We start from the raw sequence: 21,533 nt of genomic DNA on the forward strand, positions 1-21,533 counted from the left end.
CGCCCAGCGCTGAACGGTCCCGGGGAGCGCCCGAGGGCGCGTCAGGCCTGCTTCGAGCGGGCGTAGTTGACGAGGAAGAGCGCCTCGGCGACCGAGAGCCGCTCCAACTCCTCCGGGGACACCGACTCGTTCGCCGCGTGGATCTGCGCCTCCGGCTCGCTCAGCCCGATGAGGAGGATCTCAGCCTCCGGGTAGAGCGAGGCCAGCGTGTTGCACAGCGGGATCGAGCCGCCCATGCCCGCCGTCTGCATCTCCTGACCGGGGTACGCGACCCGCATCGCCTCGGCCATCGAGGCGTACGCCGGGCTCGACGTGTCCGCCTGGAACGGCTGGCCCTGGCCGACCTGCTCGAAGGAGACCCGCGCGTTCCACGGCGTGTGCTTCTCGATGTGGGCGAACAGCAGCTTCGTCGCCTCGGCCGCGTCCTGGCCGGGCGGCACCCGCAGGCTGATCTGCGCGCGCGCCGACGCCGGGATCGACGGGGTCGCGCCGGCCACCGGGTGACAGTCGATGCCGACGACGGTCACCGCCGGGCGGGCCCAGATGCGGTCCGCGACCGTGCCGGAGCCCGGCAGGTCGACGCCCGCCAGGACCTTCGCGTCCTGACGGAAGTCCTCCTCGGGGTACTGGAGGCCGTCCCACGCCGTCTCGGCCGGAAGGCCGTCGATGACGGTGGAACCGTCGGGGCCGCGCAGCGAGTCGAGGACCCGGATCATCGCGGCGAGGGCGTCCGGGGCGGCGCCGCCGAACTGACCGGAGTGCAGGTTGCCCTCCAGGGTGTCGATCTGCACGCGGATCATCGTCATGCCGCGCAGGGTCGCGGTCACGGTCGGCAGGCCCACGCGGAAGTTGCCCGCGTCGCCGATGACGATCGTGTCGGCGACGAGCACCTCCGGGTGCTGCTCCGCGTACCGCTCCAGACCGCCGGTGCCCTGCTCCTCAGAACCCTCGACGATCATCTTCACCGTCACCGGGACGCCGCCGTTGGCCTTGAGGGCCCGCAGCGCGAGCAGGTGCAGGATGAAGCCGCCCTTGCAGTCGGCCGTGCCGCGCCCGTACCAGCGGCCGTCGCGCTCGGTCAGCTCGAACGGCGGGGTGAGCCACGCGGACTCGTCCAGCTTCGGCTGCACGTCGTAGTGCGCGTACAGGAGCACCGTCGGCGCGCCGGCCGGGCCGGGCAGGATGCCGTACACGGCCTGGGAGCCGTCGGGCGTGTCGAGCAGCGCCACGTCCTGGAAGTCCTCCGCGCGCAGCGCGTCCGCGACCCAGTTCGCCGCGGCCTCGCACTCGCTGCGCGGTGCCACGGCCTCGTCCGCCACCGACTCGAAGGCCACGAGCTCCGTCAGCTCGGCCTTGGCCCGGGGCATGAGGGACCGGACGGTCTCGGCGATCGGATGGGCGGTCATGGGCACGCTCCTGGTGGGTGCGACGTTACGACATACGGGGGACGTTCGTCGTAGGTCGTGGTACGGCGAACGCACGGTCGATCCTACGGCGCGGGGCCCGGGCTACCGCGCCGTAGGATGCGTCGAGAGCAGACTTCACCGGTCGGATCAGGAGCAGAAGCACATCGTGAGCAGCGAGCACGCAGAGAACGCCGGTATCGAGAACGCGGCCGGTGCCGAGCCCGAGGCGACGGAGGCGGCCGAGGTCGTGGCGGTGGCGGCGGCGGAGGCCGTCGTCGAGAGCTCCGTCGTCGAGAGCTCCGCCGTCGAGGGATCCGGCGAGGCCGATGTCTGGGACGTGGTCGTCGTCGGCGCCGGTCCGGCCGGCGCGTCCGCCGCGTACGCGGCCGCGGTCGCCGGACGCCGGGTCCTCCTCCTGGAGAAGTCCGAGCTGCCCCGGTACAAGACCTGCGGCGGCGGCATCATCGGCCCCTCCCGTGACTCCCTCCCGCCGGGCTTCGAACTCCCGCTCCAGGACCGGGTGCACGCCGTCACCTTCTCCCTCGACGGCCGCTTCGCCCGCACCCGCCGCTCGCGCCGCATGCTCTTCGGTCTCATCAACCGGCCGGAGTTCGACGCCCAGCTCGTCGAGCACGCGCAGAAGGCCGGCGCCCAGCTCCGCACCGGCGCCACCGTGACACGGGTGGAGCAGCACGGCCCGTCCGTGCCGGACCGGCGGACGGTCGCGGTCGTCCTCGCCGACGGCGAGACCGTTCTCGCGCGCGCGGTCGTCGGTGCCGACGGCAGCGCCAGCCGGATAGGGGCGCACGTCGGGGTGAAGCTCGGCCAGGTCGACCTGGGCCTCGAAGCGGAGATCCCGGTGCCGCCGTCCGTCGCCGAGGACTGGAAGGGCCGCGTCCTCATCGACTGGGGCCCGATGCCCGGCAGTTACGGCTGGGTCTTCCCCAAGGGAGACACGCTGACCGTCGGCGTCATCTCGGCGCGCGGCGAGGGCGCCGCCACCAAGCGGTACATGGAGGACTTCGTCGCGCGGCTCGGCCTCTCCGGCTTCGAGCCGACGATCTCCTCGGGCCACCTGACCCGCTGCCGCGACGACGACTCGCCGCTCTCGCGCGGCCGGGTCCTCGTCTGCGGCGACGCGGCCGGACTCCTGGAGCCGTGGACCCGCGAGGGCATCTCGTACGCGCTCCGCTCGGGCCGGCTCGCGGGGGAGTGGGCGGTCAGGGTCGCCGAGGCGAACGACGCGGTCGACGCGCGCCGCCAGGCGCTCAACTACGCCTTCGCCATCAAGGCGGGGCTCGGCGTGGAGATGGCCGTGGGCCGGCGGATGCTCGCCCTCTTCGAGCGTCGCCCCGGGCTGCTGCACGCCACCCTCACGGGCTTCCGGCCCGCGTGGAACGCGTTCGCCGACATCACCCGCGGCGCGGCCACCCTCGGCGGCATGGTCCGCTCGAACGGCATGGCCCGACGGGCCCTGGAGATCCTCGACAAGCGGATGGACACCACGACGGGCGTCGGTCCGGCGGGCCGGGGCGTCGGCGGGCGGGAGCGCGGCGCGGACGAGACGGCAGGAGCGACGGACGGAGCGACGGACGGAGCGGTGGCGGCCGGAGCGGCGGACGCGGCGGCCGGAGAGTCCTCCGGTGACTCGCTGCCGGAGGGCTCGGAGCGGTCCTGACGGATCGGCTCCCCCCGCGGGACGTCGTACGGGCTCCGCTTCCTCGGCCGCATCACGCGGGCGTGGAGGCGGGGCCCGTCGTCGTGACGCGGAAGACGGGGTGCTTGGGCGCGATGGCGCGGAGCTCCTCGTCGGAGGAGTCGGGTCCGACGCCGTCGAAGAAGACGCCGACCTCGGCCTTCCAGCGCTTGAGGTAGGCGCGGAGGAGGGCGGGCTTCTCGTCGTCGGTCACCTCGACGGCGGTGAACTCCACGGCACGCTTGCCGAGGAGCAGCTGACCGCCGCCCGCGGCCCGCATGTTGTGGGTCCACTGCACGTGGCCGCGCGGGGCGACGAGGTACTCGACGCCGTCCACGGTCAGGGGGTTGACGGGGGTGCGGCGCCACTCGCCGCTCTTCCGGCCGCGGACCGCGAGGACGCGGGAGCCCCGGAGGCTGATGCCCCGGCGGGTGAACCAGGCGACGGCGCGGTTGAACACGTTGACCGTGAACCAGCCGGGCTTGATGACGTGGGTGGCGGCGTGGGCGGACATGGGCGCTCCTTCGAGGGTGAAGCGTGAGCGGTGCTCTCGCTTTCGTGGGTCCAGTTTGCACGGAGCACTGCTCTCATGCAAGAGCAGTGCTCTCGAATTGGATCGATGCTCCGTTAATGGCACACTGCTCTCCATGACCGCCGCCGTCACCGGAGCCCGCGCCCGCGCCCGCATCGAGATCACCGCAGCCATCAAGGGCGAGGCCCGCGCCCAGCTCGCCGCCGAAGGCGCCGCCAAGCTGTCGCTGCGCGCCGTCGCCCGAGAGCTCGGCATGGTCTCCTCGGCTCTCTACCGCTACTTCCCCAGCCGCGACGACCTCCTGACCGCCCTCATCGTCGACGCCTACGACGCCGTCGGCGCCGCCGCGGAGAAGGCCGCCGCCGACACGCGCGCCGAGGGCCCCCTCGCCCGCTGGACCGCCGTCTGCCGCGCCGTCCGCGCCTGGGCCGTCGCCCACCCGCACGAGTACGCCCTCATCTACGGTTCCCCCGTCCCCGGCTACACCGCGCCCCAGGACACCGTCGCCCCCGCCGCCCGCGTCGGGCTCGTCCTCGTCGACCTGGTCCGCCAGGCCCACGCGGGGGAGGGCGTCGCCCTCCCGCCGCTCCCCGAGGGCCTGCGCCCCGAGGCCGCCCGCATGGCCGCCGACCTCGCCCCCGACCTCCCGCCGGCCCTCGCCGTCGCGCTCGTCGCCGCCTGGTCGCAGCTCTTCGGCCTGGTCTCCTTCGAGGTCTTCGGCCAGTTCCACCACGTCGTCGAGGACCGCGACACCTTCTTCGCCCACGCCGCCCGCCGCCTCGGCCAGGACGTCGGCCTCCTCCCGCGCACCTGACCGCCTCCGCCCGCCCTCCGCCGCCCGCCCTCGGCCGCCCGCCCTCGGCCGCCCGCCCTCGGCCGCCCGCCCTCCGCCCCCTCCACCCTCCGCCCGCCGTCCGCCCGCCGTCCGCCCGGGCCGGCCCGCGTCGGGGCCCGTCCTCCTGCTCCCCGCCAAGTACGCCGGGCCGCGCTGCGGCCGGACGTCGTCCTCATGGACATCCGGATGCCGGGGGTCGACGGCCTCGACCCACCCGCCGCATCACGGACGACCCGTCCCGGGAGGGCGTACGGGTCGTCATGCCGACCACCTTCGAGCTCGACGAGTACGTCTTCGAGGCGATCCGCGCCGGCGCCTCCGGCTTCCTCGTCAAGGGCACCGAACCCGAGGAGCTGCTGCGGGCGGTGCGGGCCGTCGTCGACGGGGACGCGCTGCTCTCCCCGGGGGTGACCCGGCGCCTGATCGAGGAGTTCGCGGCCCGCTCCAAGGCCCCGGCGGCGACGGCCGCCCTCGCCGCGCTCACCGACCGCGAGCGGGAGGTGAGGGCGCTCGTCGGGATCGGCCTGTCGAACGAGGAGATCGCCCGCAGGCTCGTCGTCAGCCCCCTCACCGCGAAGACGCACGTGAGCCGCGCGATGGTGAAGCTCGGCGCCCGCGACCGGGCCCAACTCGTCGTGACGGCGTACGAGTCGGGCCTCGTGCGACCCGGCTGGCTGGGCCGAGGATCCACCTGGTGAGCTGATCCGGAGCTCGCGGTCCAGCCGGTCCGGGAGCTCGCGGTCCAGCCGGTCCGGGAGCTCCCGGACCGGCCGGTGCAGGGGCTCCTGGCCCAGCCGGTCCCGGAGGCTCCCGGGTCAGCCGGTCCGGAGGTTCCCCGGGTCAGCCGATCCCGGAGGCTCCCCCGTTCAGCCGATCCCGGAGGTCTCGCGCCACAGCCGGGCGAGGGCCTCGTCGCCCGTGACCGTCACCGGTTCCACCGGCAGGCGGTTCCACAGCGTGAGGTACAACCGCTCGGCTGTGCCGGTGAGTTCGGTGTCCGCCGGCCCCTCCGTGCCGCGCTCGGTGAGGGGAGGCCGCTCCGCCGAGAGCCGTACGGTCCACACGTCGCCCGTGTCCGTCGTCCGAACGCGCAGGGTGCGCGGTTCGGGCGTACGGACCCGGCTGCGGTCCCTCGCGTGGAAGCCGGACAGCAGCTCGTCGATCCCGTCGGCGGCGAACTCCGCCTCGAAGGCCGCGGATTCGCCCCCGAGCGCCGCCTCGGCGTCCACCCGGTGCACGGCCGTCTCGTGGGCCTGCCGCCGCGCCCAGAACGCGAGCGGAGAGGGCGCGGGCAGGAAGGCCCAGCACTCCAGCGTCTCCGGTGCCGCGCGGAGCGCGGCGACCAGGTCCGCGTGGCCCTCGCGGTAGTGCGCGAGCAGCTCGTCCCCGTCGAGCCGCGTCTCGTCGCCGAGCGGCCGGGGCGCGGTGTGTCCCTCGACCACGAAGGACGTGGCCCAGCGGTGCACGGCGGTCGTGTGCCGGAGGAGGTCGCGGACCCGCCACCCCGGGCAGGTCGGCACCTCCGCGTCGGTGCCGGCTGCGGCGGCCGCGTCGGCCAGGGCCCGGCCGGCCGCCTCCAGGACGTCGAGGTGCTCCGCGGTCTTCATCGTTCCCCCAGTCTCCGCGTCCACGGGCGGGACGCCGGTACGGATCTCCGATGCGGATTGTGGCAGGTCCGCGCCGCCCCGGCCCGGGATCACGCGCCCGCGTTCCTCGCCCCGTACCCCATGGCGGCGGCCCCGGCGGCGAGGACGGCGACCGTGGTCAGCGCCACCGGCAGCGAGAACCAGTCGGCGAGGAAGCCGATCGTGGGCGGACCGAGGAGCATGCCCCCGTAGCCGAGGGTGGAGGCGGTCGCCACGCCGGCGGGGCCGGCGACGGCGCCCGCGCGGGCGACGGCGACGGGGAAGATGTTGGCGAGCCCGAGGCCCGTCACGGCGAAGCCGACGAGCGCGGCCCAGACGGTCGGGGCGAGTGCCCCGAGGAGCATCCCGGCCGCCGCGGTGGCGCCGCCGGCGACGAGCGTACGGGTCTGGCCGAGCCGTTCCAGGAGCAGCGTTCCGGAGAGGCGTCCGGCGGTCATGGTGAGGGCGAAGACGGAGTACCCGGCGGCGGCGACGCCCGGGTGGGCGTCCAGGTCCTGGGCGAGGTGGAGGGCGCCCCAGTCGGCGAGGGCCCCTTCGCCGTACGCCGTGCAGAGCGCGATGACGCCGAAGACGACGACGGTGCGGCGCGCCGCACGCGAGGGCTTCCCCGGGCCGCCGGTGCCGCCCGTACCGCCGTTGCGACCGGCCCCGGCGGCGTGGGGGAGCGACTCGGGCGGGGCGGGGGCGGTGTGCCGCAGGAGGACGGGTCCGGCGGCGGCCGTCAGGGCGAGTCCGACGACTGTGAGGCCGAGCAGGTGGGCGGTGGGGGAGAGGCTCCCGGCGAGGAGGCCGCCGAGGCCCGCCCCGAGCATCCCGCCGAGGCTGAACGCGGCGTGGAAGCTCGGCATGACTGGGCGGCGCAGGGCGGTCACCAGGTCGACGGCCGCGCTGTTCATGGCGACGTTGATCCCGCCGTACGCGGCGCCGAAGACCAGCAGGACCAGGCCGAGTGCCAGCGGCGAGCGGGTCAGGGCGGGGAGCGCGACCGACAGGGAGAGCAGGACGGCGGTGGCGACGGTCACGGCGTGGCTGCCGAAGCGCCGGCAGAGCCGGCCGGTGAGCGTCATCGTCACGACGGCGCCCGCCGAGACGCCGAGGAGCGCGAGGCCGAGGTCGCCGGCGGAGGCGCCGGTCTGCTGCTTGACGGCGGGGATGCGGACCACCCAGCCGGCGAAGAGGAAGCCGTCGAGGGCGAAGAAGGCGGTCAGGGCGACGCGGAGGCGGGTCGGGGTGTCGGCGTCGGTGTCTCCGACGTAGCCCCCCGATGCGGCCGTCCGTACTTTGTTTAGTAGCGGCACAAACTCAGGATAGGGGGCACGGGGCCCCGGAAACAAATGGCCTGGACACGGCCCCCGCGGCGCAGGCGAGGGGCCGGCGGCCGGGGTTCGGGTCCGGTGCCGGGCCTGATCATGGGAGACTCGCCCCCATGAACGGCAAGGCGACGACGACCCGGACACGGCTGGACAGAGGGCGCAACGCGCTCGGTCCCGCGCTGGAGCTGGTGCACACCGGCAGGGCGCCGACGCGGGCCGTCCTCACCGCCGAACTCGGGGTCACCCGCGCCACCGCCGGCGCGGTCGCCGCCGAGCTCGAAGCCCTCGGACTCATCCGCGTCGACTCCAACCCCGGTGCCGCCGCCGGCTCCCAGGGCCGTCCCTCGCACCGGCTCGCCGTCGACGAGAAGGGCCCCGTCGTCCTCGCCGCCCAGGTCCACGCGGACGGTTTCCGCGCCGCGCTCGTCGGCCTCGGCGGCACGATCGTCGCCACCGCCCCAGGCCACGTGACCGTCTCCGCCGACCCGGCGCAGGTCCTCGGCGCCGTCGTCGAGGCGGGTGCCGCCCTGCTCCGCGAGAGCGGCCGCCGCTGCGTCGGCGCCGGACTCGCCGCGCCCTCCGCGGTCGCCGAACCCGAGGGCACCGCCCTCAACCCGCTCCACCTCGCCTGGCCCGCCGGGGCCCCGGTGCGCGAGATCTTCGCCGAGCGGGTACGGGCCGCGGGCATCGACAGCCCCTCCTTCACCGGCAACGATGTCAACCTCGCCGCCCTCGCCGAGCACCGCCACGGCGCCGGGCGCGGCGCCCGCGACCTGCTCTGCGTGGCCACCGGACACCGTGGCGTCGGCGGTGCGCTCGTCCTCGACGGGCGCCTGCACACGGGGAGTTCGGGCCTCGCCCTGGAGGTCGGACACCTCACGGTCAACCCCGAGGGGAGGCCCTGCCACTGCGGCAGCCGAGGCTGCCTCGACGTCGAGACCGACCCGCTGGCCTTCCTCCTCGCCGCGGGCCGCGACCCCGGCCCCGAGGTCTCGCTCCTCCAGCAGGCCCGCGACCTGCTGCGGACGGACCCGGACGACCCCGGGGTACGGGTGGCCGTCGGCGAACTGATCGACCGCCTCGGCCTCGGTCTCGCCGGCCTCGTGAACATCCTCAACCCGGACCGGATCATCCTCGGCGGGCTCCACCGCGAACTCCTCGACGCCGACCCCGAGCGCCTGCGCGCGGTCGTCGCCGACCGCAGCCTGTGGGGCCGCAGCGGAGGCGTACCGATCCTGCCGTGCACCCTGGACCACAACAGCCTCGTCGGCGCGGCGGAACTCGCCTGGCAGCCGGTCCTCGACGACCCCCTGACCGCCCTCGGCCGCGAACCGGTCTGATCGCCGGCACCGAGCGGTCCCCCTTCCGGGGCCCGGTCGGGGCGGGCGGAAAACCGGTGGGACCGGGCGCACCCGCCCCGTACGCTTCGCCCTCATGATCACTCCCAAGACCGACGCCTCCTCCTCGCTTCCCCCGCGCCTCGGCAGCCTCACCTTCCACGGCCCCCTCTCCGAGGCCCGCGCCGCGCGCATGATCGGACGGCTCGCCGCCACGCGACCCGTCGACGTGCTCGACATCGGCTGCGGCTGGGGCGAGTTGCTCCTGCGCGTGCTGGAACACGCACCGGCCGCCACGGGCGTCGGGATCGACATCAACGCCGAGGACCTGGAACGCGGCCGGGCGCTCGCGGACGAGCGCGGTCTCGGCGGGCGGGTCCTCTTCGTCGAGGAGTCGGCGCTCGGCACCGACCGCGGACCCGTCGACGCGGTCCTCTGCCTCGGGTCGAGCCAGGCGCTCGGAGACCCCGAGCAGCCGTACGACCCCGCAGCCGTCCTGCGCGAGCTGCGGCGCCTGGTCCGCCCGGGTGGCCGGGTCGTGCTCGGCGAGGGCTTCTGGGAGCGCACGCCGACGGACGAGGAGCTGGCCCGGATGTGGCCCGGCGCCCAGGTGGGCGACCACCTCTCGCTCGGCGCCCTCGTGGAGCTCGCGATCGGGGCGGGCTTCCGGCCCGCGTGGATCGAGACGGCGGGCGTCGACGAGTGGGAGGAGTTCGAGTCGGGGTACCGGTACGACACCGAGCTCTGGCTCGCCGCGAACCCCGGCCACCCGCTCGCCGACGAGACCCGCGAGCGCGTCGACCGGCAGCGCTCCTCCTGGCTGAACGGCTACCGGGGAGTCCTCGGCATCGCCTACCTCACCCTGGTCGCCGTGGCCTGATCCCGGCCGCCGGCCCCGCCCCGTACTCCCGCCCCGTACTCCCGCCGTCGTACACGCGAAGCCGCTGACCGTACGACGACCCGCACCCCCTCCTCGCGCGACCGTGGAACCGCGGACATCACCGCACGTCCGCGGCATCGCATCGCATCGAGGAGCTGAACCGTGATGAACACCCGCGCCTCCGCGGGACCCGGCCCGTGGGTCCGCTTCGTGCCGCTCGTCTGGGCCGCCGTCGTCTTCGGGCTCGTCCGTCTGGCCCGCCGTGCCGGGTGGCGCGGGCGCGGCGGCCGGGCCTTCCGCGGCGAAGGCCCGGACGAGCGGTCGCCCATCGCCCTGCTCGGGCACCGCTTCGCCGCCGGGGAGATCGACGAGGACGAGTACTGGCGGCGACTGACCGTCCTGGAGGAGCAGTTCGGCCGTGCCGGCGTGAACAGGGGCAAGAAGTAGCGGAGTCGGCGGTGCGTCAGGAGTGGCGACCGGCGAGAACGGGACGCCCGGCCGTCGACGGCAGGTCGCACTCCGTGAACAGGATCTCGGCCGCGGGGGCGTGCGCCCTTCGGGCGTGCCCTTCGGTCGGGGCGGGCGACGGCGGCGCGGCCAGCGTGAACCACACGACCTTGCCCGCGTCACGGCAGGGGCGCACGCCCCAACTCTCGCTGATCGCACCGACGATGGCGAGGCCGCGGCCGGAGGTGGCGAGCGCCTCGAACGCGTCCGGACCGTCGAGGTCCGCGGCGTCGAGTTCCGTGTCGTCGAAGAGGGTCCCGGCCTCCGGTATTCGGGGGTCGTGGTCCCTGACCGAGACGGTCAGCCGGTCGAGCAGCAGCTCGATCTCGACCGTGCACCGCTTGTCCGGCCGCGCGTGCCGGTGGACGTTGCTCAGGAGCTCGGTGAGCCCCAGCGCGGCGGCGTCGACGAGAGCGTCGAGCCGCCAGTGGCGCAGATGCGCGCTGACGATTCTGCGGATCTGACCGATCCGTGACGGCAGGGCGTGGAGCTCCACCGCGTAGTACCTGCTGGGCTCGCTGATCACGGCTGCGACTCCCCGAAGTAGTCCGGAAGAAGACGAAGATGCGGATCTCCCGACCAGCGTGAACCAGCGGTGACCGAGTCGCAACCCGCGGCGACGCGGCGCAGGTCAGCCGCGCTCGTCCGCCGCACGCTTCAACGCGGCGAAGAACCCCTTCCCGCCCGTCAGCCGGTACCGCGTGCCGTTCACCGTCGCCACCGCCTCGTCCGCCTTCGCGAACCACGGCCGCCCCGCCCGCACGGCGGTCACCGGGGCGCTGTCGATCTCGCTCCCGTAGCTCGTGAGCAGCGCGAGTCTGCCGTCCTCGATCCGGACCTCGCCCGCGCGCGTCAGCGAGCGGGGCCACCGTGCGATCCGTACGCCCCGCGCGCTGAACTCGGGTTCCGCCATGCCGGTCCACCCCTCTCGTCCGCTGCCGACTTACCAGTGTGCCGGGTGGCTCGCAACCGCACCAGCGGCCGGTCCACAAGCAACTCCTATGGAACATCAAAGAGAACGTTTGCCCAGGTGAGAGGGGTATCGTCGAGTGCAGGCGCCCGTGCGAGGACCGGTGCCAGGCAACGAGGAGTGGGACGGATGAGCACCACCGAGAACAGTGTGATCGCGGCGCCGTCGACCGTCGACGTCGACCGCAGCGACGCGGCGTACCGGAGCTGGCTGAAGGAGGCCGTGCGCAAGGTCCAGGCCGACTCCAACCGGTCCGCCGACACACACCTGCTGCGCTTCCCGCTCCCCGAGAAGTGGGGCATCGACCTCTACCTCAAGGACGAGTCCACCCACCCCACCGGCAGCCTGAAGCACCGCCTCGCCCGCTCCCTCTTCCTCTACGGTCTCTGCAACGGCTGGATCCGGCCCGGCAAGCCCGTCATCGAGGCGTCGAGCGGTTCGACCGCCGTCTCCGAGGCCTACTTCGCGAAGCTCGTCGGCGTCCCGTTCATCGCCGTGATGCCCCGTACGACCAGCCCCGAGAAGTGCCGCCTCATCGAGTTCCACGGCGGCGAGTGCCACTTCGTCGACGACTCGCGGACGATGTACGAGGAGGCCGCGGCGCTCGCCGCCCGCACCGGCGGCCACTACATGGACCAGTTCACCTACGCCGAGCGGGCCACCGACTGGCGCGGCAACAACAACATCGCCGAGTCGATGTACCAGCAGCTGCGTCTGGAGCGGTACCCGGAGCCGACCTGGATCGTGGCCACGGCCGGCACCGGCGGCACCTCGGCGACCATCGCCCGCTACGTGCACTACATGCAGCACGACACCCGGATCTGCGTCGCCGACCCGGAGAACTCCTGCTTCTTCGACGGCTGGACCCACGACGACCCGGAGGCGACCGCCGACTGCGGCTCGCGCATCGAGGGCATCGGCCGCCCGCGCATGGAGCCGAGCTTCGTGCCCGGCGCGATCGACCGCATGATGAAGGTCCCCGACGCGGCGAGCGTCGCCGCGGTCCGGGCCCTCGAGGCCGCCATAGGGCGCAAGGCCGGCGGCTCCACCGGCACCGGCCTCTGGAGCGCCTTCAAGATCATCGCCGAGATGGTCGAGCAGGAACGTACCGGCAGCGTCGTCACGCTGATCTGCGACTCGGGCGACCGGTACCTCGACAAGTACTACTCCGACGAGTGGCTCGCGGCCCAGGGCCTCGACATCGCCCCGTACAGCGTGGCTATCGAGCGGTTCCTGGCGACGGGGGTCTGGCCGGAGTGAGCCGCCGGTCCAGGCGTCGCGCCGCGTCCCGGAACGAGAGCCCGAGGCCGGGACCGGCGAGGCGCAGCGCGACCCGGAACGGCGCCGGGCCGTCGACGGCCATGACCCAGCGCAGGCGCGTGCCCTTCCCGGAGGGGGAGAGGGACCACTCCTCGGCCATGGCGGCCACGGCGGGCGCGTTGGTCGCGTCCACCCGGTAGGCGTAGCGGAGACCGGGCTCCGCGGCGAGGACCGTCTCCTCGAAGCGGATCCCGCCCCGCAGGCGGACCGTGCGGCCCGCCCCGTCGCCGGTCGGGACGGCGGAGGAGACGGCGGTGAACCAGGCGGGCATGCTGCCCACCTCGACGGCCACCGCCCGGTAGACGGCCGAAGGGGGCGCGGCGAGCGTCGTCGTGAACGCCAGGCGGACGGGCGCGGACGCGGTGAAGTCGAGCTCCACCGGCCTCAGTCGGCGTGCCATGGACCGGACCTCCCCTGGGACGGCAGCGGAGCAGCACCTTAACTGACGTCATGTCATGAACACAGCGCCGCCCCGGCATCGCGCGCCACCCGGCCGGTTCAGCGCTCCCGCAGCAGCCCGTCCACCGCCCGACCGAACAGGAACCGCCCCGCCCGCGCGAGCAGAGGATCGAAGAGGCGCGGCAGGCCGCGTACGGAGAGCTCCTCCGTCCACACCACCCGCGAGCCGCCGCCGGGCGCCGCCACGACCTCGACCAGGGCCCAACCCCGGACGAGCCGGCCCGACTTCACCAGTCGGCAGGCGCCCGGCCCCCCGGCCTCCGGCGGCTCCCATCGCACGACCTCCATCGGGTCGTCGAAGGCGAGCGGCCCGATCCCGGTCCGCGCGGTGAAACGGGTCCCCGGCCCGTTCGGGCCCGGCGTGAGGACCGTCGTCCGCGTCAGCGGGACCTGGCGGCCGTGCGCCCGCCAGTCCGTGAGCCGCGCCCACGTCTCCTCCGGCGCCCGCGGCGCGGCCCGCTCGACCCGGAACAGCGTCACCTCGCCGGCTCCTCGCCCGCCACCACCAGCTCGGCCACGTGCTCCGCGACCTCGGCCCGCACGCCCTCGTCCATGCCCCGGTCCGTCACCCAGGTGTCCACCTCGGTAAGGTCGGCGAAGGAACTCAGGCCCACCGTCCCCCACTTGGTGTGGTCGGCGGCCACCACGACCCGGCGCGCGGAGCGCATCAGGCAGTGGTTGGTCTCCGCCTCCGCCAGGTTCGGCGTCGAGAGCCCCGCCTCGGCCGAGATGCCGTGCACCCCGAGGAAGAGCAGGTCGAAGTGGAGCGAGCGGATCGCCCGGTCCGCGACCGGACCGACGAGCGCGTCCGACGGCGTCCGCATGCCGCCCGTGAGGACGACGGTCGCCGCCCCGCGCCGCGCCTCGCCCCCGCCGCCCGCCAGTTGGGCCTCGTGGAAGACGTCCGCGACCCGCACCGAGTTCGTCACGACGGTCAGCTCCGGCACGTCCAGCAGGTGCCGGGCGAGCGCGTAGGTCGTCGTCCCGCCCGACAGGGCGATGGCCGAACCGGGCGCGACGAGCGCCGCGGCCGCGCGGGCGATGTCGTCCTTGGCGCTCGGTTCGAGCGCCGACTTGGCCTCGAAACCGGGCTCGTGCGTGCTCGCCTCGACCACCGGCACGGCCCCGCCGTGCACCTTCTCCAGGACGCCCTGCCGGGCGAGCGCGTCGAGGTCGCGACGGATCGTCATGTCCGAGACGTTGAGCCGCCGGGTCAGCTCGTTGACCCGCACGCCGCCGCGCCGCCGGACCTCGTCGAGGATCAGGGCGCGCCGCTGTTCCGCGAGGAGGTTCTGGTTGTCAGTCACCGCCGGGGCCGGTCCTTCCGCAGGGAGCGAGGGGAGAAGTCGGACCGGAATCGGCGAGGGCGGTGCGCGTGCGACCACCGTCCGCGATCCTGGTCCCGACTCCGCATCCTCCCATCCAGAGAGGAAGTCCCCTAAGTGTCCCCTGCCACACCCGCCCCGCAGTCCGCGGGCGCGGCGCTCGAACTCCTCGTCCACGGCGTCGGCGGGGCCACCCCGCAGTCCATGCTGGACGCCCCGAGCACCGTCCGCGTCACCGGCGACGCCACCGCCGCCGTGCACCGCCGCACCGAGGACGTCGACGCCGAGGACCACCCCGAGCGGTACGCGGCGGGGCCGGTCCCGGAGGCGTACTGCTGGTCCCACCTCACCTCCGGCGACGGCGCCCGCGCGCTCTGGCTGCTGCTCCTGCCCTTCATGGTCGCCAACCTGGCCCACTGGATGCGCCCGCCCGCCCCCGGCCGTCCGGTCCTCGTCCGGCTGTACGGGGTCCTCGTCCGGCTCGTCGCCCTCACCCTGACCGTGCTGCTCACCGCCGCCGCCTGCGAGGTCGCGCTCGACCTGACCGCCTGGCAGTGCGCCGGTACGGCCGCGTGCGCCGAGGGCTCGCCCTGGCTGGGATTCCTCGCGGCCGACCGGGGCGGCTGGTGGTCCGCGCCGGGCCGCCGCCTCGCGCTCGCCGCCCTCGTGCCGACGGCGCTCGTCGGACTGCTCTGGTACCTCTCCACCCGGACCTGGAGCGCGTACGAGGCCCAGCGTCCGCCCACCGGCGCCGGGGCCTCCGCCGCACCCGCCGCCACGGCGCCCGCCGACCCCCGCCCCGCCCTCGGCCGCCCCGGCTTCTGGTACGGGCGCCGGCTCGTCGCCCGCCTGCGCGCCGCGCACACCGCCGCCGGGTTCCTCACCGTCGCCGCCGCCCTCGCCTCCGCCACCGCCCGCCACGACACCGGCGTCCTCGCCGTCCTCGGGCTCGGCCTGCTGACGGCCGCCGCCGGCCTCGGGCTCGTGGTCCTGTGGGTCGTCTGCCGCCGGGGCCGCAGCGAGCGCCGCGTCGACCTGCGGGTCGGGCGCGTCGTCGCCGTGCTGCCCGCCACCTCGCTCGCCCTGCTCGCCGCCACCGTCGTGCACACGGCGTGGTCCCGCCCCGGCCGGGTCTCGTCCGGCACCCTCCCCGGCGACGCCGCCTTCGGCACCCTCACCCTCGCCCAGGGCGTCCTGGTCCTCGCCCTCGGCGTGGTGGCCCTGCTCCTCGGGCGCGCCGACGCGGACCCCCGTACCGCCCTGCGCGGACTCGGCGGGCCCGCCGTCGCCATGCTCGCCTGCGCCCTCGCCGGCGTCATGTCCGGCGGCGTCGCCCAGTGGGTCGCCGACTGGCTCGACACCGCCGACGGCCCCGGGGCGGGAGCCGGCATCGCCCCGCCGGTCCTCCTCAGCTGGCAGGCGTCGGTCATTCCCGTCCTGCTCCTCCTCCTGCTCGTCCCCGCCGCCCTGCTCGTCGTCCGGACCCTGCTCGCCGCGCGACGGCTCGGCCCCGTCGTCGAGGCCGAGTACGGCGCCGCGGACGCGCCCGACCCCGTCCGCACCGCGCAGATCGCGTCCGGCCGGGCCCGCGCGGGCCTCACCGACTCCGCGCCCGTCCTGGTCGGCGTGGTCTCCGGCGCCACCCTGCTCCTCGGCGCCGCGGCCGTCGCCGGAGCCTGGGCCAGCGGAAACGTTCCTGGCAGGGCCTTCGACGGGGCCCACCCCGCCGTCGCCTCCGCGGCCTCCGCCGCCCAGGCCCTCGGCTCCTGGCTCGTCGGCGTCGGCTTCCTGCTCTTCGTCACCTGGGGCCGCCGCGCCTACAAGGACGCCTCCGCACGCCGCACCATCGGCATCCTCTGGGACGTCGGCACCTTCTGGCCGCGCGCCGCCCACCCCTTCGCCCCGCCCTGCTACGCCGAACGGGCCGTCCCCGACCTCACCTGGCGCATGAGCTCCTGGACCCGCACGACCGGCGGCCGGCTCGTCATCTCCGGCCACTCCCAGGGCAGCGTCCTCGCCGCCGCGGCCGTCTGGCAGCTGCCGCCCGCCACCCGCGGCCGGGTCGCGCTCCTCACCTACGGGTCACCGCTGGAGCGGCTCTACGGCCGCTGGTTCCCCGCCTACTTCGGCCCCGACGCGCTGCGCGCCCTGCACCGCACGGTCGACTGCTGGTCGAACCTGTACCGCGCGACCGACCCCATCGGCGGACCGGTCCGCGTCCCCGCCGAGGACGGCCGGCCGGACGTCGACGGGGCCGTGCTGCTCGACCCGGTCGCCTACGGCCGCACCCACGAGCACCCGCTTCCCGAACCGCTCCTGGGCCACTCCGACTACCAGGCGGACCCCGAGTTCGCCCGGCGCCGCGCCACCCTCCTCGACGGACTCCTGCCCGCCGTGCCGAGCCCGCGCGACCCCGACGGGCGGGAACGTCAGGGGAGTTCGGGGAGGTCCTCCGGGTAGAGCAGCGTCAGGTCGTCCGTGCTCGGCTCGGTGAGCGCGGCGGCCCGGCCCGCGTGCCGCTCCACCATCGACTCGAACGTCTGGCGCGCCGTACGGCCGTTGCCGAAGGCCGGGCCCTTCGGCAGCTTCTCGAAGTACGTGTGCAGGGCCTCGTCGAGACCCGGGGCGAGCCGGTACTCGTGCTCGTCGGCCTGCTGGCCGACGATCCGCACCAGCTCCTCCGGCACGTAGTCGGCGAAGCTGATGGTGCGGGAGAAACGGGACGCCACACCGGGGTTGACCGTGAGGAAGCGCTCCATCTCCGCCGTGTACCCGGCGACGATCACCACGACCGCGTCCCGGTGGTCCTCCATCAGCTTCACCAGCGTGTCGATCGCCTCACGGCCGAAGTCGCGCCCCGAGTCCTCCGGCGACAGCGCGTACGCCTCGTCGACGAACAGGACCCCGCCGCGCGCCCGGTCGAAGGCCTCCTGCGTCCGGATCGCGGTCGAGCCGATGTGCTCGCCGACCAGGTCCACCCGGGAGACCTCGACCAGGTGCCCGCGCTCCAGGACGCCCAGGGCGGCGAGGATCTCCCCGTACAGCCGGGCGACGGTCGTCTTGCCGGTGCCGGGGTTCCCGGTGAAGACGAGGTGGCGGCGGACCGGCGCCGCCTTGAGCCCCGCCTCCTGACGGCGGCGGCCCACCTCGATCATGTTCGTCAGCGTCCGCACCTCGTGCTTGACGCTCTCCAGGCCCACCAGCGCGTCCAGTTCGCCCAGCACGTCCTGGGAGGAGCGGGCCTCGGCGGCGGTCTCCGCGACCACCGGCGCGACGGCGACGGCGGGGGCGGTACGCGGCACGGGAACCGCCCCGAGCACCGTCGGGGCGGCCTGCGTCGCCGTGAGGACCGTGCCGCCCTCCGGCACGGACGAGCGGACCGCGCTCTCGTCGCTGGTGCACCCCTCCGCGACGGCGCCCTCCTCCGGGAACTCGTACCCGCCGCGCGCGCACCGCTCCGTACGGCACCTCCGGAGCTGCGTCCGGCAGCCGTCCGTCACGTGGAAGCCGTACCCGCCGCTGCCCGAGACCCGGCAGCCGTGGAAGGAGCCGCGGCCCTCGGCGGAGACGTAGAAACCGGCCTCGGCGGGCCCGGTGACCGTGCACCGCTCGATCGTCGGGTCGGCCCCCTTGGTGACGATGACCCCGGTCTGCACCGCGTCGATCGTGCATCCGGCGAGCGTGCCGCCGCTGCCGTGGTCCCGGAACCAGGCGCCCGTCGACGCCTCCCGGATGCGGCAGTCGTCGAGCTGGGCCGTCGCCCCGTCACTGACCGACACCGCCGTGTTCCGCACCTGCGACAGGTCGCTGTCGACCACGTCGACCCGCGAACCCCGGTCGAGCACGAAGAGCGCGTCCGGCACGTCGTGCACCCGGCAGGAGTCGAGCACCGCGGTCGCCCCGTCGCTCACCCACACCGCCGGGTAGTCGCCCGTGCTGTCGTGGATCTCGCACTGGTTGGCGTCCACCCGCGTCCCGGGGTCCCACACCGACAGTCCGTTGCGGCCGAAGCGGCGGACCGTCGAACGGGTCAGCGTGAGGACCGAGCGCGAGCGCAGGTCGACCGCGTTCTCCGGCACGTCGTGGATGTCGCAGTCCGAGAGCGTCAGGACCGCGTCCGTGTCGAGCGTGATGCCGTCCGCCGACGTGCGGTGCACCGAGGAGTCGGTGAGGTGCGCGGTCCCGCGGGCCGCGATCTGCAGGCCGGCGCCCTTGATCTCGTACACCTCGCAGCCCACCCCCTCCAGGCCGCTGCCCTCGCCGGAGACGGCGATCCCGGCGCCGGAGGCGTGGTGCACCCGGCAGCGCTCCAGGCGCGGGTGCGCCCCGCCGCGCACCGAGACGCCCGCCTGCCCGGCGGAGACCACCTCGCACTCCTCGAAGACCCCGCCCGCGCCGTCGACGACGGCGATGCCGACCCCGGCCGGGTTGTCGACCGTGCAGCGGCGGACCGTCGGCCGGGCCGAGCCCCGCACCTCGATCCCGGCGGCCGAGCGGGTCATGATCCGCAGGTCGAGGAGTTCGGGGGTGCCGTCCTCGACGAGCAGCGCGGGAGCCGCGACGTCCTGTCCCTCGATGTGCAGGTCCTGGATCGTGACCGAGGCCCGTACGGTCAGGGGTACGCCGTCGGGCGGCGCGATCCGCACCGAGCCGAGCCCGCCCTCCGGGCCGCGCAGGGTGACCGCGCGCCGCACGACGAGGTTCTCCCGGTAGGTGCCGGGCGCGACCGTCAGGACGTCGCCCTCGCTCGCGGCCTCCAGGGCGGCGGCGAGCGTGGCGTACTCGCCCGTGCGGCGCCGCCACCGCGATGTGCCGGTGTGCGTCACCTGGACCGTGCCCTGTGCCATGGGTGTGCCCTGCCCCCGCCTCGCGCCTAGCCGTTGAACCGATGTCCCACCGTAGCGCGCGCGGGGCCCGGGGGTTGACGGGTCGCGGGGGCTGACCCGTACGGGTGGGGGCGCGGGAATCCGGTCGGATCAGCTGCCGGTGTCCGCGCGGCCCCAGTCGGGGCCGACCGACGCCCACGCGCGGTCCAGGCGCGCGTACCGCCGCAGCACCAGGCGGCGCACGGCGAGACGGCGGACCGTGTCGACGAGGAGGGCGGCGAGCACGGCGACCGTCACGCCGACGACCGCCGCGTGCGCCTTGGCCGTGCCCGACCGCATCGGCGCCGCCGCGGGGCGCCCCTCCCGGTCGGTCCAGAGGGTGAAGGTGTCGCCGGGGCGCGGCTCCTCACGGACGGCGGACACCGTGCCCGTACGGCTCGTGCCGTCCGGAGCGGTCCAGCGCGCCACGACGGACGCGCGCAGCCGCTCCTCGCCGAGGGCCCCGGCGGTGGAACCGCCCCGCGTGGGCGTCTCGTCGCGGCGCACCACCTGGGCCGTCGTCGGCTGCCGCTGCTCCTGCTGGGCGCTGACGGCGCGCTGGAGGGAGGCGTGCGCGGTGGAACCGGCCGCCCAGCCGGCCAGCGGCACCAGGACGCAGAGCAGGCCTATCGAGGCGAGGCCGACCCAGGCCTCTATGAGGTCGGTGGTGCGGCGCAGGGGATTGCGCCGCCAACGCCAGACTCCGGTCGCTGCGGGCACGGCAAGACCCCCTCGTTGATCGCCACTGCTCCAACGAGTGTGCACCGGGCGACCGTTCCCCGCCCGTCGGGCGAGTCGGCGTGGCGGCCGGGAGATGCCGGCGGCGGGGACGGCCGGAGGGGCACGCGCGCGTGCGACGGGATGTCAGTCGAGGATCTTCACGGGGTCGCCGACGCGGACCGTGCCGCGGTGCTCGGGGACGAGCAGCTGGCCGAAGATGGTCCGCCGGTTGACCGTGCGGTGCCGGGCGAGGGTGCGCAGCGGTTCCTTTCCGCGTGCGGCGGTGTCCTGGTCGGTCGTGGTGACGACGCAGCGGCCGCAGTCGCGGGCGACGCGGAAGGTGACCTCGCCGACGGAGAGCCGGGTCCAGCCGTCCTCGGCCCAGGCCTCGGTCCCGTCGACGACCAGGTTGGGGCGGAAGCGGGACATCGGCAGGGGGCCCTCGTGGGCGTGGTCGCCCTGGGCGATGAGCGCGTTGAGGGCGTCGAGGGAGGCGGAGGTGGCGACGAGCACCGGATAGCCGTCGGCGAAGGTCACGGTCTCGCCGGGCAGCGCGTACTTCGGGGCGACCGGACGGCGGTGCTCGGGGGCGTCCATGTGGACGAGGCGGGCGTCGATCCCCAGGTAGGCGGAGACCCAGGCGGCGGCCTCGGGTCCGGCGGGGACGGCCTCGACGAGGTCCTCGAAGACCTCCGTGGTGATCGTCCCCAGGGCGGCGTCGGGCACCCCGACCTCCAGAGAGGGGTGCCCGGGCGCGGACAGCACGACACCGCCGTCCGCCGTCGGCTCCGCCGAGGCCAGCGCGAGCCGCGGGTGCTTGCGCTGGGTCACGATCTTGCCCGCGCCGTCGACGACGGTCCATCGACGGTCGTGGGCGAGCCCCCAGGGCTGCACCTCGGCATCCGTGCGCGACAGCGCGCGCATGGCCTTCACGGGGTGGATGTGGACGGAGCGGAGTACAGGTATGGACATGCGGTCATCCTGCCAGCCGCTCCGGCCTGCTGACGCCCGTTCGGCACGTGCCGTTCGTCGTGCCGTTCGTCGTGCGGGTCGCCGTGGGGATCGCCGTGGGGATCGCCGTGCGGGTCAGTAACCCCCGCCCTGGTAGGGGCGGTTGTACGGGTCGTCGTACGGAGAGGGCGCCGGAACCTGGGCCGGTACGGGCCGCGGGGCGGCCGGGCGCATCGCCTCGTATCCGGCGGCGGCCGGGCGGGGCTGCTGCGGGTACGGCGAGCCCTGGTAGCCGCGCGGGGCCACCGGCTGCTGCGGGATGTACGGGCCGGGGGCCTGCTGGAGCGGCGCCGGGGCCATCTGCGGGGCGGGCTGCGGGTAGCCGTAACCGCCGCCGTAGACGGGAGCGTGCTGCTGCTGGACGGGCGCGGCCGGGAGGGCGGGCAGTGCCGAGGGGAGCGCCGGCAGGTAGGAGCCGCCCGCGGGGGCGGGGAAGCCGCCGGTGTCGTAGGCGGAGGGCACTCGGATCGGGGCGATCTGAGGCGTACCCCGTTCCGCGACCAAGGAGTCGTAGATGGGGGTGTCCGGGAAGGACGGCGCGGTGTGGAAACCGCCTCCATAGGTGGCACGGGGGGAGGTCATGGCACATAAGTTAAGCCCACGATGTGCCGGTTGGGGAGTCCCCATCTTCGGCCGATCCGATTTACGCGGGTTTTGCCGCCCTGACCTGCCGAAACATTGATAAAGACTGTGTTAACAACGAGGGATTTC

Annotated in this window: 20 protein-coding genes and 1 pseudogene; 8 read left to right on the forward strand and 13 right to left on the reverse strand. The window is 74.8% G+C overall.

Going from position 1 to position 21,533, the window contains the following annotated elements; translation table 11 throughout:
• Nucleotides 1–41: 41 nt before the first annotated feature.
• Nucleotides 42–1,406: a dipeptidase gene (locus tag AB0G79_RS21195; RefSeq protein WP_360808603.1), complete on the reverse strand. Its 1,365-nt coding sequence runs from the start codon at nucleotides 1,404–1,406 to the stop codon at nucleotides 42–44.
• A gap of 337 nt (nucleotides 1,407–1,743) precedes the next feature.
• Here AB0G79_RS21195 and AB0G79_RS21200 point away from each other — a divergent pair, with 337 nt between their 5' ends.
• Nucleotides 1,744–3,084 (forward strand): geranylgeranyl reductase family protein, encoded by a 1,341-nt coding sequence (locus AB0G79_RS21200; RefSeq protein WP_360808685.1) that lies wholly within the window; start codon nucleotides 1,744–1,746, stop codon nucleotides 3,082–3,084.
• Nucleotides 3,085–3,136: 52 nt separating this feature from the next.
• Here the strand turns inward: AB0G79_RS21200 and AB0G79_RS21205 are convergent, their stop codons facing one another.
• Nucleotides 3,137–3,616 (reverse strand): nitroreductase family deazaflavin-dependent oxidoreductase, encoded by a 480-nt coding sequence (locus tag AB0G79_RS21205; protein WP_360808605.1) that lies wholly within the window; start codon nucleotides 3,614–3,616, stop codon nucleotides 3,137–3,139.
• A gap of 133 nt (nucleotides 3,617–3,749) precedes the next feature.
• Here AB0G79_RS21205 and AB0G79_RS21210 point away from each other — a divergent pair, with 133 nt between their 5' ends.
• Both AB0G79_RS21210 and AB0G79_RS21215 read left to right on the forward strand, forming a co-directional pair.
• The gene (locus AB0G79_RS21210; protein ID WP_360808607.1) at nucleotides 3,750–4,448 is read left to right on the forward strand and encodes a TetR/AcrR family transcriptional regulator; all 699 of its coding nucleotides are present in this window, start codon (nucleotides 3,750–3,752) and stop codon (nucleotides 4,446–4,448) included.
• Between the two features lie 147 nt (nucleotides 4,449–4,595).
• Nucleotides 4,596–5,167 (forward strand): annotated as a pseudogene (locus AB0G79_RS21215) (response regulator transcription factor); the annotation flags it as partial.
• Between the two features lie 168 nt (nucleotides 5,168–5,335).
• Here the strand turns inward: AB0G79_RS21215 and AB0G79_RS21220 are convergent.
• Nucleotides 5,336–6,076, reverse strand: coding sequence for a maleylpyruvate isomerase family mycothiol-dependent enzyme (locus AB0G79_RS21220; protein ID WP_360808609.1), 741 nt, complete (start codon nucleotides 6,074–6,076; stop codon nucleotides 5,336–5,338).
• An 89-nt stretch (nucleotides 6,077–6,165) separates the two neighbouring features.
• Nucleotides 6,166–7,413 carry an MFS transporter gene (locus tag AB0G79_RS21225; RefSeq protein ID WP_360808611.1) on the reverse strand — a complete coding sequence of 416 codons (1,248 nt, stop codon included), beginning with the start codon at nucleotides 7,411–7,413 and terminating at the stop codon, nucleotides 6,166–6,168.
• Between the two features lie 128 nt (nucleotides 7,414–7,541).
• Between AB0G79_RS21225 and AB0G79_RS21230 the strand changes: the two genes are divergently transcribed.
• From AB0G79_RS21230 to AB0G79_RS21240, 3 genes are all read left to right on the forward strand, one after another.
• The gene (locus AB0G79_RS21230; RefSeq protein ID WP_360808613.1) at nucleotides 7,542–8,768 is read left to right on the forward strand and encodes an ROK family protein; all 1,227 of its coding nucleotides are present in this window, start codon (nucleotides 7,542–7,544) and stop codon (nucleotides 8,766–8,768) included.
• Nucleotides 8,769–8,862: 94 nt separating this feature from the next.
• Nucleotides 8,863–9,645 carry a class I SAM-dependent methyltransferase gene (locus AB0G79_RS21235; protein WP_360808615.1) on the forward strand — a complete coding sequence of 261 codons (783 nt, stop codon included), beginning with the start codon at nucleotides 8,863–8,865 and terminating at the stop codon, nucleotides 9,643–9,645.
• 165 nt (nucleotides 9,646–9,810) lie between these two features.
• Nucleotides 9,811–10,092, forward strand: coding sequence for an SHOCT domain-containing protein (locus tag AB0G79_RS21240; protein ID WP_360808687.1), 282 nt, complete (start codon nucleotides 9,811–9,813; stop codon nucleotides 10,090–10,092).
• A gap of 16 nt (nucleotides 10,093–10,108) precedes the next feature.
• Here AB0G79_RS21240 and AB0G79_RS21245 read toward each other — a convergent pair whose 3' ends face one another.
• Entirely contained in the window at nucleotides 10,109–10,678 is a 570-nt protein-coding gene (locus tag AB0G79_RS21245; RefSeq protein WP_360808617.1) for an ATP-binding protein, read from the reverse strand.
• Between the two features lie 105 nt (nucleotides 10,679–10,783).
• Complete coding sequence (locus AB0G79_RS21250; protein WP_360808619.1) at nucleotides 10,784–11,065, reverse strand: hypothetical protein; 282 nt, start codon at nucleotides 11,063–11,065, stop codon at nucleotides 10,784–10,786.
• Nucleotides 11,066–11,251: 186 nt separating this feature from the next.
• On the opposite strand from AB0G79_RS21250, the gene AB0G79_RS21255 reads away from it, so the two are divergent.
• Nucleotides 11,252–12,382: a PLP-dependent cysteine synthase family protein gene (locus tag AB0G79_RS21255; protein WP_360808621.1), complete on the forward strand. Its 1,131-nt coding sequence runs from the start codon at nucleotides 11,252–11,254 to the stop codon at nucleotides 12,380–12,382.
• On the opposite strand, the gene AB0G79_RS21260 is transcribed toward AB0G79_RS21255, so the two are convergent.
• The 3 genes from AB0G79_RS21260 to AB0G79_RS21270 all read right to left on the reverse strand — a co-directional run bounded on the left by AB0G79_RS21260 (nucleotide 12,342) and on the right by AB0G79_RS21270 (nucleotide 14,208).
• On the reverse strand, nucleotides 12,342–12,842 hold the full coding sequence (locus AB0G79_RS21260) for an SRPBCC family protein (RefSeq protein ID WP_360808623.1): 501 nt from the start codon (nucleotides 12,840–12,842) through the stop codon (nucleotides 12,342–12,344). The genes AB0G79_RS21255 and AB0G79_RS21260 overlap by 41 nt on opposite strands.
• Nucleotides 12,843–12,940: 98 nt before the next feature.
• Nucleotides 12,941–13,381 (reverse strand): SRPBCC family protein, encoded by a 441-nt coding sequence (locus AB0G79_RS21265; protein ID WP_360808625.1) that lies wholly within the window; start codon nucleotides 13,379–13,381, stop codon nucleotides 12,941–12,943.
• Complete coding sequence (locus AB0G79_RS21270; protein ID WP_360808627.1) at nucleotides 13,378–14,208, reverse strand: DeoR/GlpR family DNA-binding transcription regulator; 831 nt, start codon at nucleotides 14,206–14,208, stop codon at nucleotides 13,378–13,380. The genes AB0G79_RS21265 and AB0G79_RS21270 overlap by 4 nt, the downstream gene beginning before the upstream one ends.
• A 135-nt stretch (nucleotides 14,209–14,343) precedes the next feature.
• Here AB0G79_RS21270 and AB0G79_RS21275 point away from each other — a divergent pair, with 135 nt between their 5' ends.
• Nucleotides 14,344–16,686, forward strand: a complete 2,343-nt coding sequence (locus AB0G79_RS21275) for a hypothetical protein (RefSeq protein WP_360808629.1) — start codon at nucleotides 14,344–14,346, stop codon at nucleotides 16,684–16,686.
• Here the strand turns inward: AB0G79_RS21275 and AB0G79_RS21280 are convergent.
• The 4 genes from AB0G79_RS21280 to AB0G79_RS21295 form a co-directional block, all read right to left on the reverse strand.
• Complete coding sequence (locus tag AB0G79_RS21280) at nucleotides 16,656–19,073, reverse strand: right-handed parallel beta-helix repeat-containing protein (RefSeq protein ID WP_360808631.1); 2,418 nt, start codon at nucleotides 19,071–19,073, stop codon at nucleotides 16,656–16,658. The genes AB0G79_RS21275 and AB0G79_RS21280 overlap by 31 nt on opposite strands.
• 129 nt (nucleotides 19,074–19,202) lie before the next feature.
• The gene (locus tag AB0G79_RS21285; RefSeq protein ID WP_360808633.1) at nucleotides 19,203–19,811 is read right to left on the reverse strand and encodes a hypothetical protein; all 609 of its coding nucleotides are present in this window, start codon (nucleotides 19,809–19,811) and stop codon (nucleotides 19,203–19,205) included.
• A 144-nt stretch (nucleotides 19,812–19,955) separates the two neighbouring features.
• Entirely contained in the window at nucleotides 19,956–20,783 is an 828-nt protein-coding gene (locus AB0G79_RS21290; RefSeq protein WP_360808635.1) for an MOSC N-terminal beta barrel domain-containing protein, read from the reverse strand.
• A gap of 114 nt (nucleotides 20,784–20,897) precedes the next feature.
• A complete protein-coding gene (locus tag AB0G79_RS21295; protein ID WP_360808637.1) occupies nucleotides 20,898–21,404 on the reverse strand; it encodes a DUF6643 family protein in 507 nt (168 codons plus the stop codon).
• Between the last annotated feature and the right edge of the window lie 129 nt (nucleotides 21,405–21,533).

Source organism: Streptomyces sp. NPDC020807 (assembly GCF_040641575.1).
Taxonomy (GTDB): Bacteria; Actinomycetota; Actinomycetes; order Streptomycetales; family Streptomycetaceae; genus Streptomyces.

Bases quoted from the DNA above. Each gene is read 5' to 3' on its own strand.
- AB0G79_RS21260 (WP_360808623.1), bottom strand. From the start codon at position 12,842: ATGGCACGCCGACTGAGGCCGGTGGAGCTCGACTTCACCGCGTCCGCG.
- AB0G79_RS21235 (WP_360808615.1), top strand. From the start codon at position 8,863: ATGATCACTCCCAAGACCGACGCCTCCTCCTCGCTTCCCCCGCGCCTC.
- AB0G79_RS21280 (WP_360808631.1), bottom strand. From the start codon at position 19,073: ATGGCACAGGGCACGGTCCAGGTGACGCACACCGGCACATCGCGGTGG.
- AB0G79_RS21230 (WP_360808613.1), top strand. From the start codon at position 7,542: ATGAACGGCAAGGCGACGACGACCCGGACACGGCTGGACAGAGGGCGC.
- AB0G79_RS21255 (WP_360808621.1), top strand. From the start codon at position 11,252: ATGAGCACCACCGAGAACAGTGTGATCGCGGCGCCGTCGACCGTCGAC.
- AB0G79_RS21210 (WP_360808607.1), top strand. From the start codon at position 3,750: ATGACCGCCGCCGTCACCGGAGCCCGCGCCCGCGCCCGCATCGAGATC.
- AB0G79_RS21220 (WP_360808609.1), bottom strand. From the start codon at position 6,076: ATGAAGACCGCGGAGCACCTCGACGTCCTGGAGGCGGCCGGCCGGGCC.
- AB0G79_RS21290 (WP_360808635.1), bottom strand. From the start codon at position 20,783: ATGTCCATACCTGTACTCCGCTCCGTCCACATCCACCCCGTGAAGGCC.
- AB0G79_RS21205 (WP_360808605.1), bottom strand. From the start codon at position 3,616: ATGTCCGCCCACGCCGCCACCCACGTCATCAAGCCCGGCTGGTTCACG.
- AB0G79_RS21195 (WP_360808603.1), bottom strand. From the start codon at position 1,406: ATGACCGCCCATCCGATCGCCGAGACCGTCCGGTCCCTCATGCCCCGG.
- AB0G79_RS21295 (WP_360808637.1), bottom strand. From the start codon at position 21,404: ATGACCTCCCCCCGTGCCACCTATGGAGGCGGTTTCCACACCGCGCCG.
- AB0G79_RS21240 (WP_360808687.1), top strand. From the start codon at position 9,811: ATGAACACCCGCGCCTCCGCGGGACCCGGCCCGTGGGTCCGCTTCGTG.
- AB0G79_RS21250 (WP_360808619.1), bottom strand. From the start codon at position 11,065: ATGGCGGAACCCGAGTTCAGCGCGCGGGGCGTACGGATCGCACGGTGG.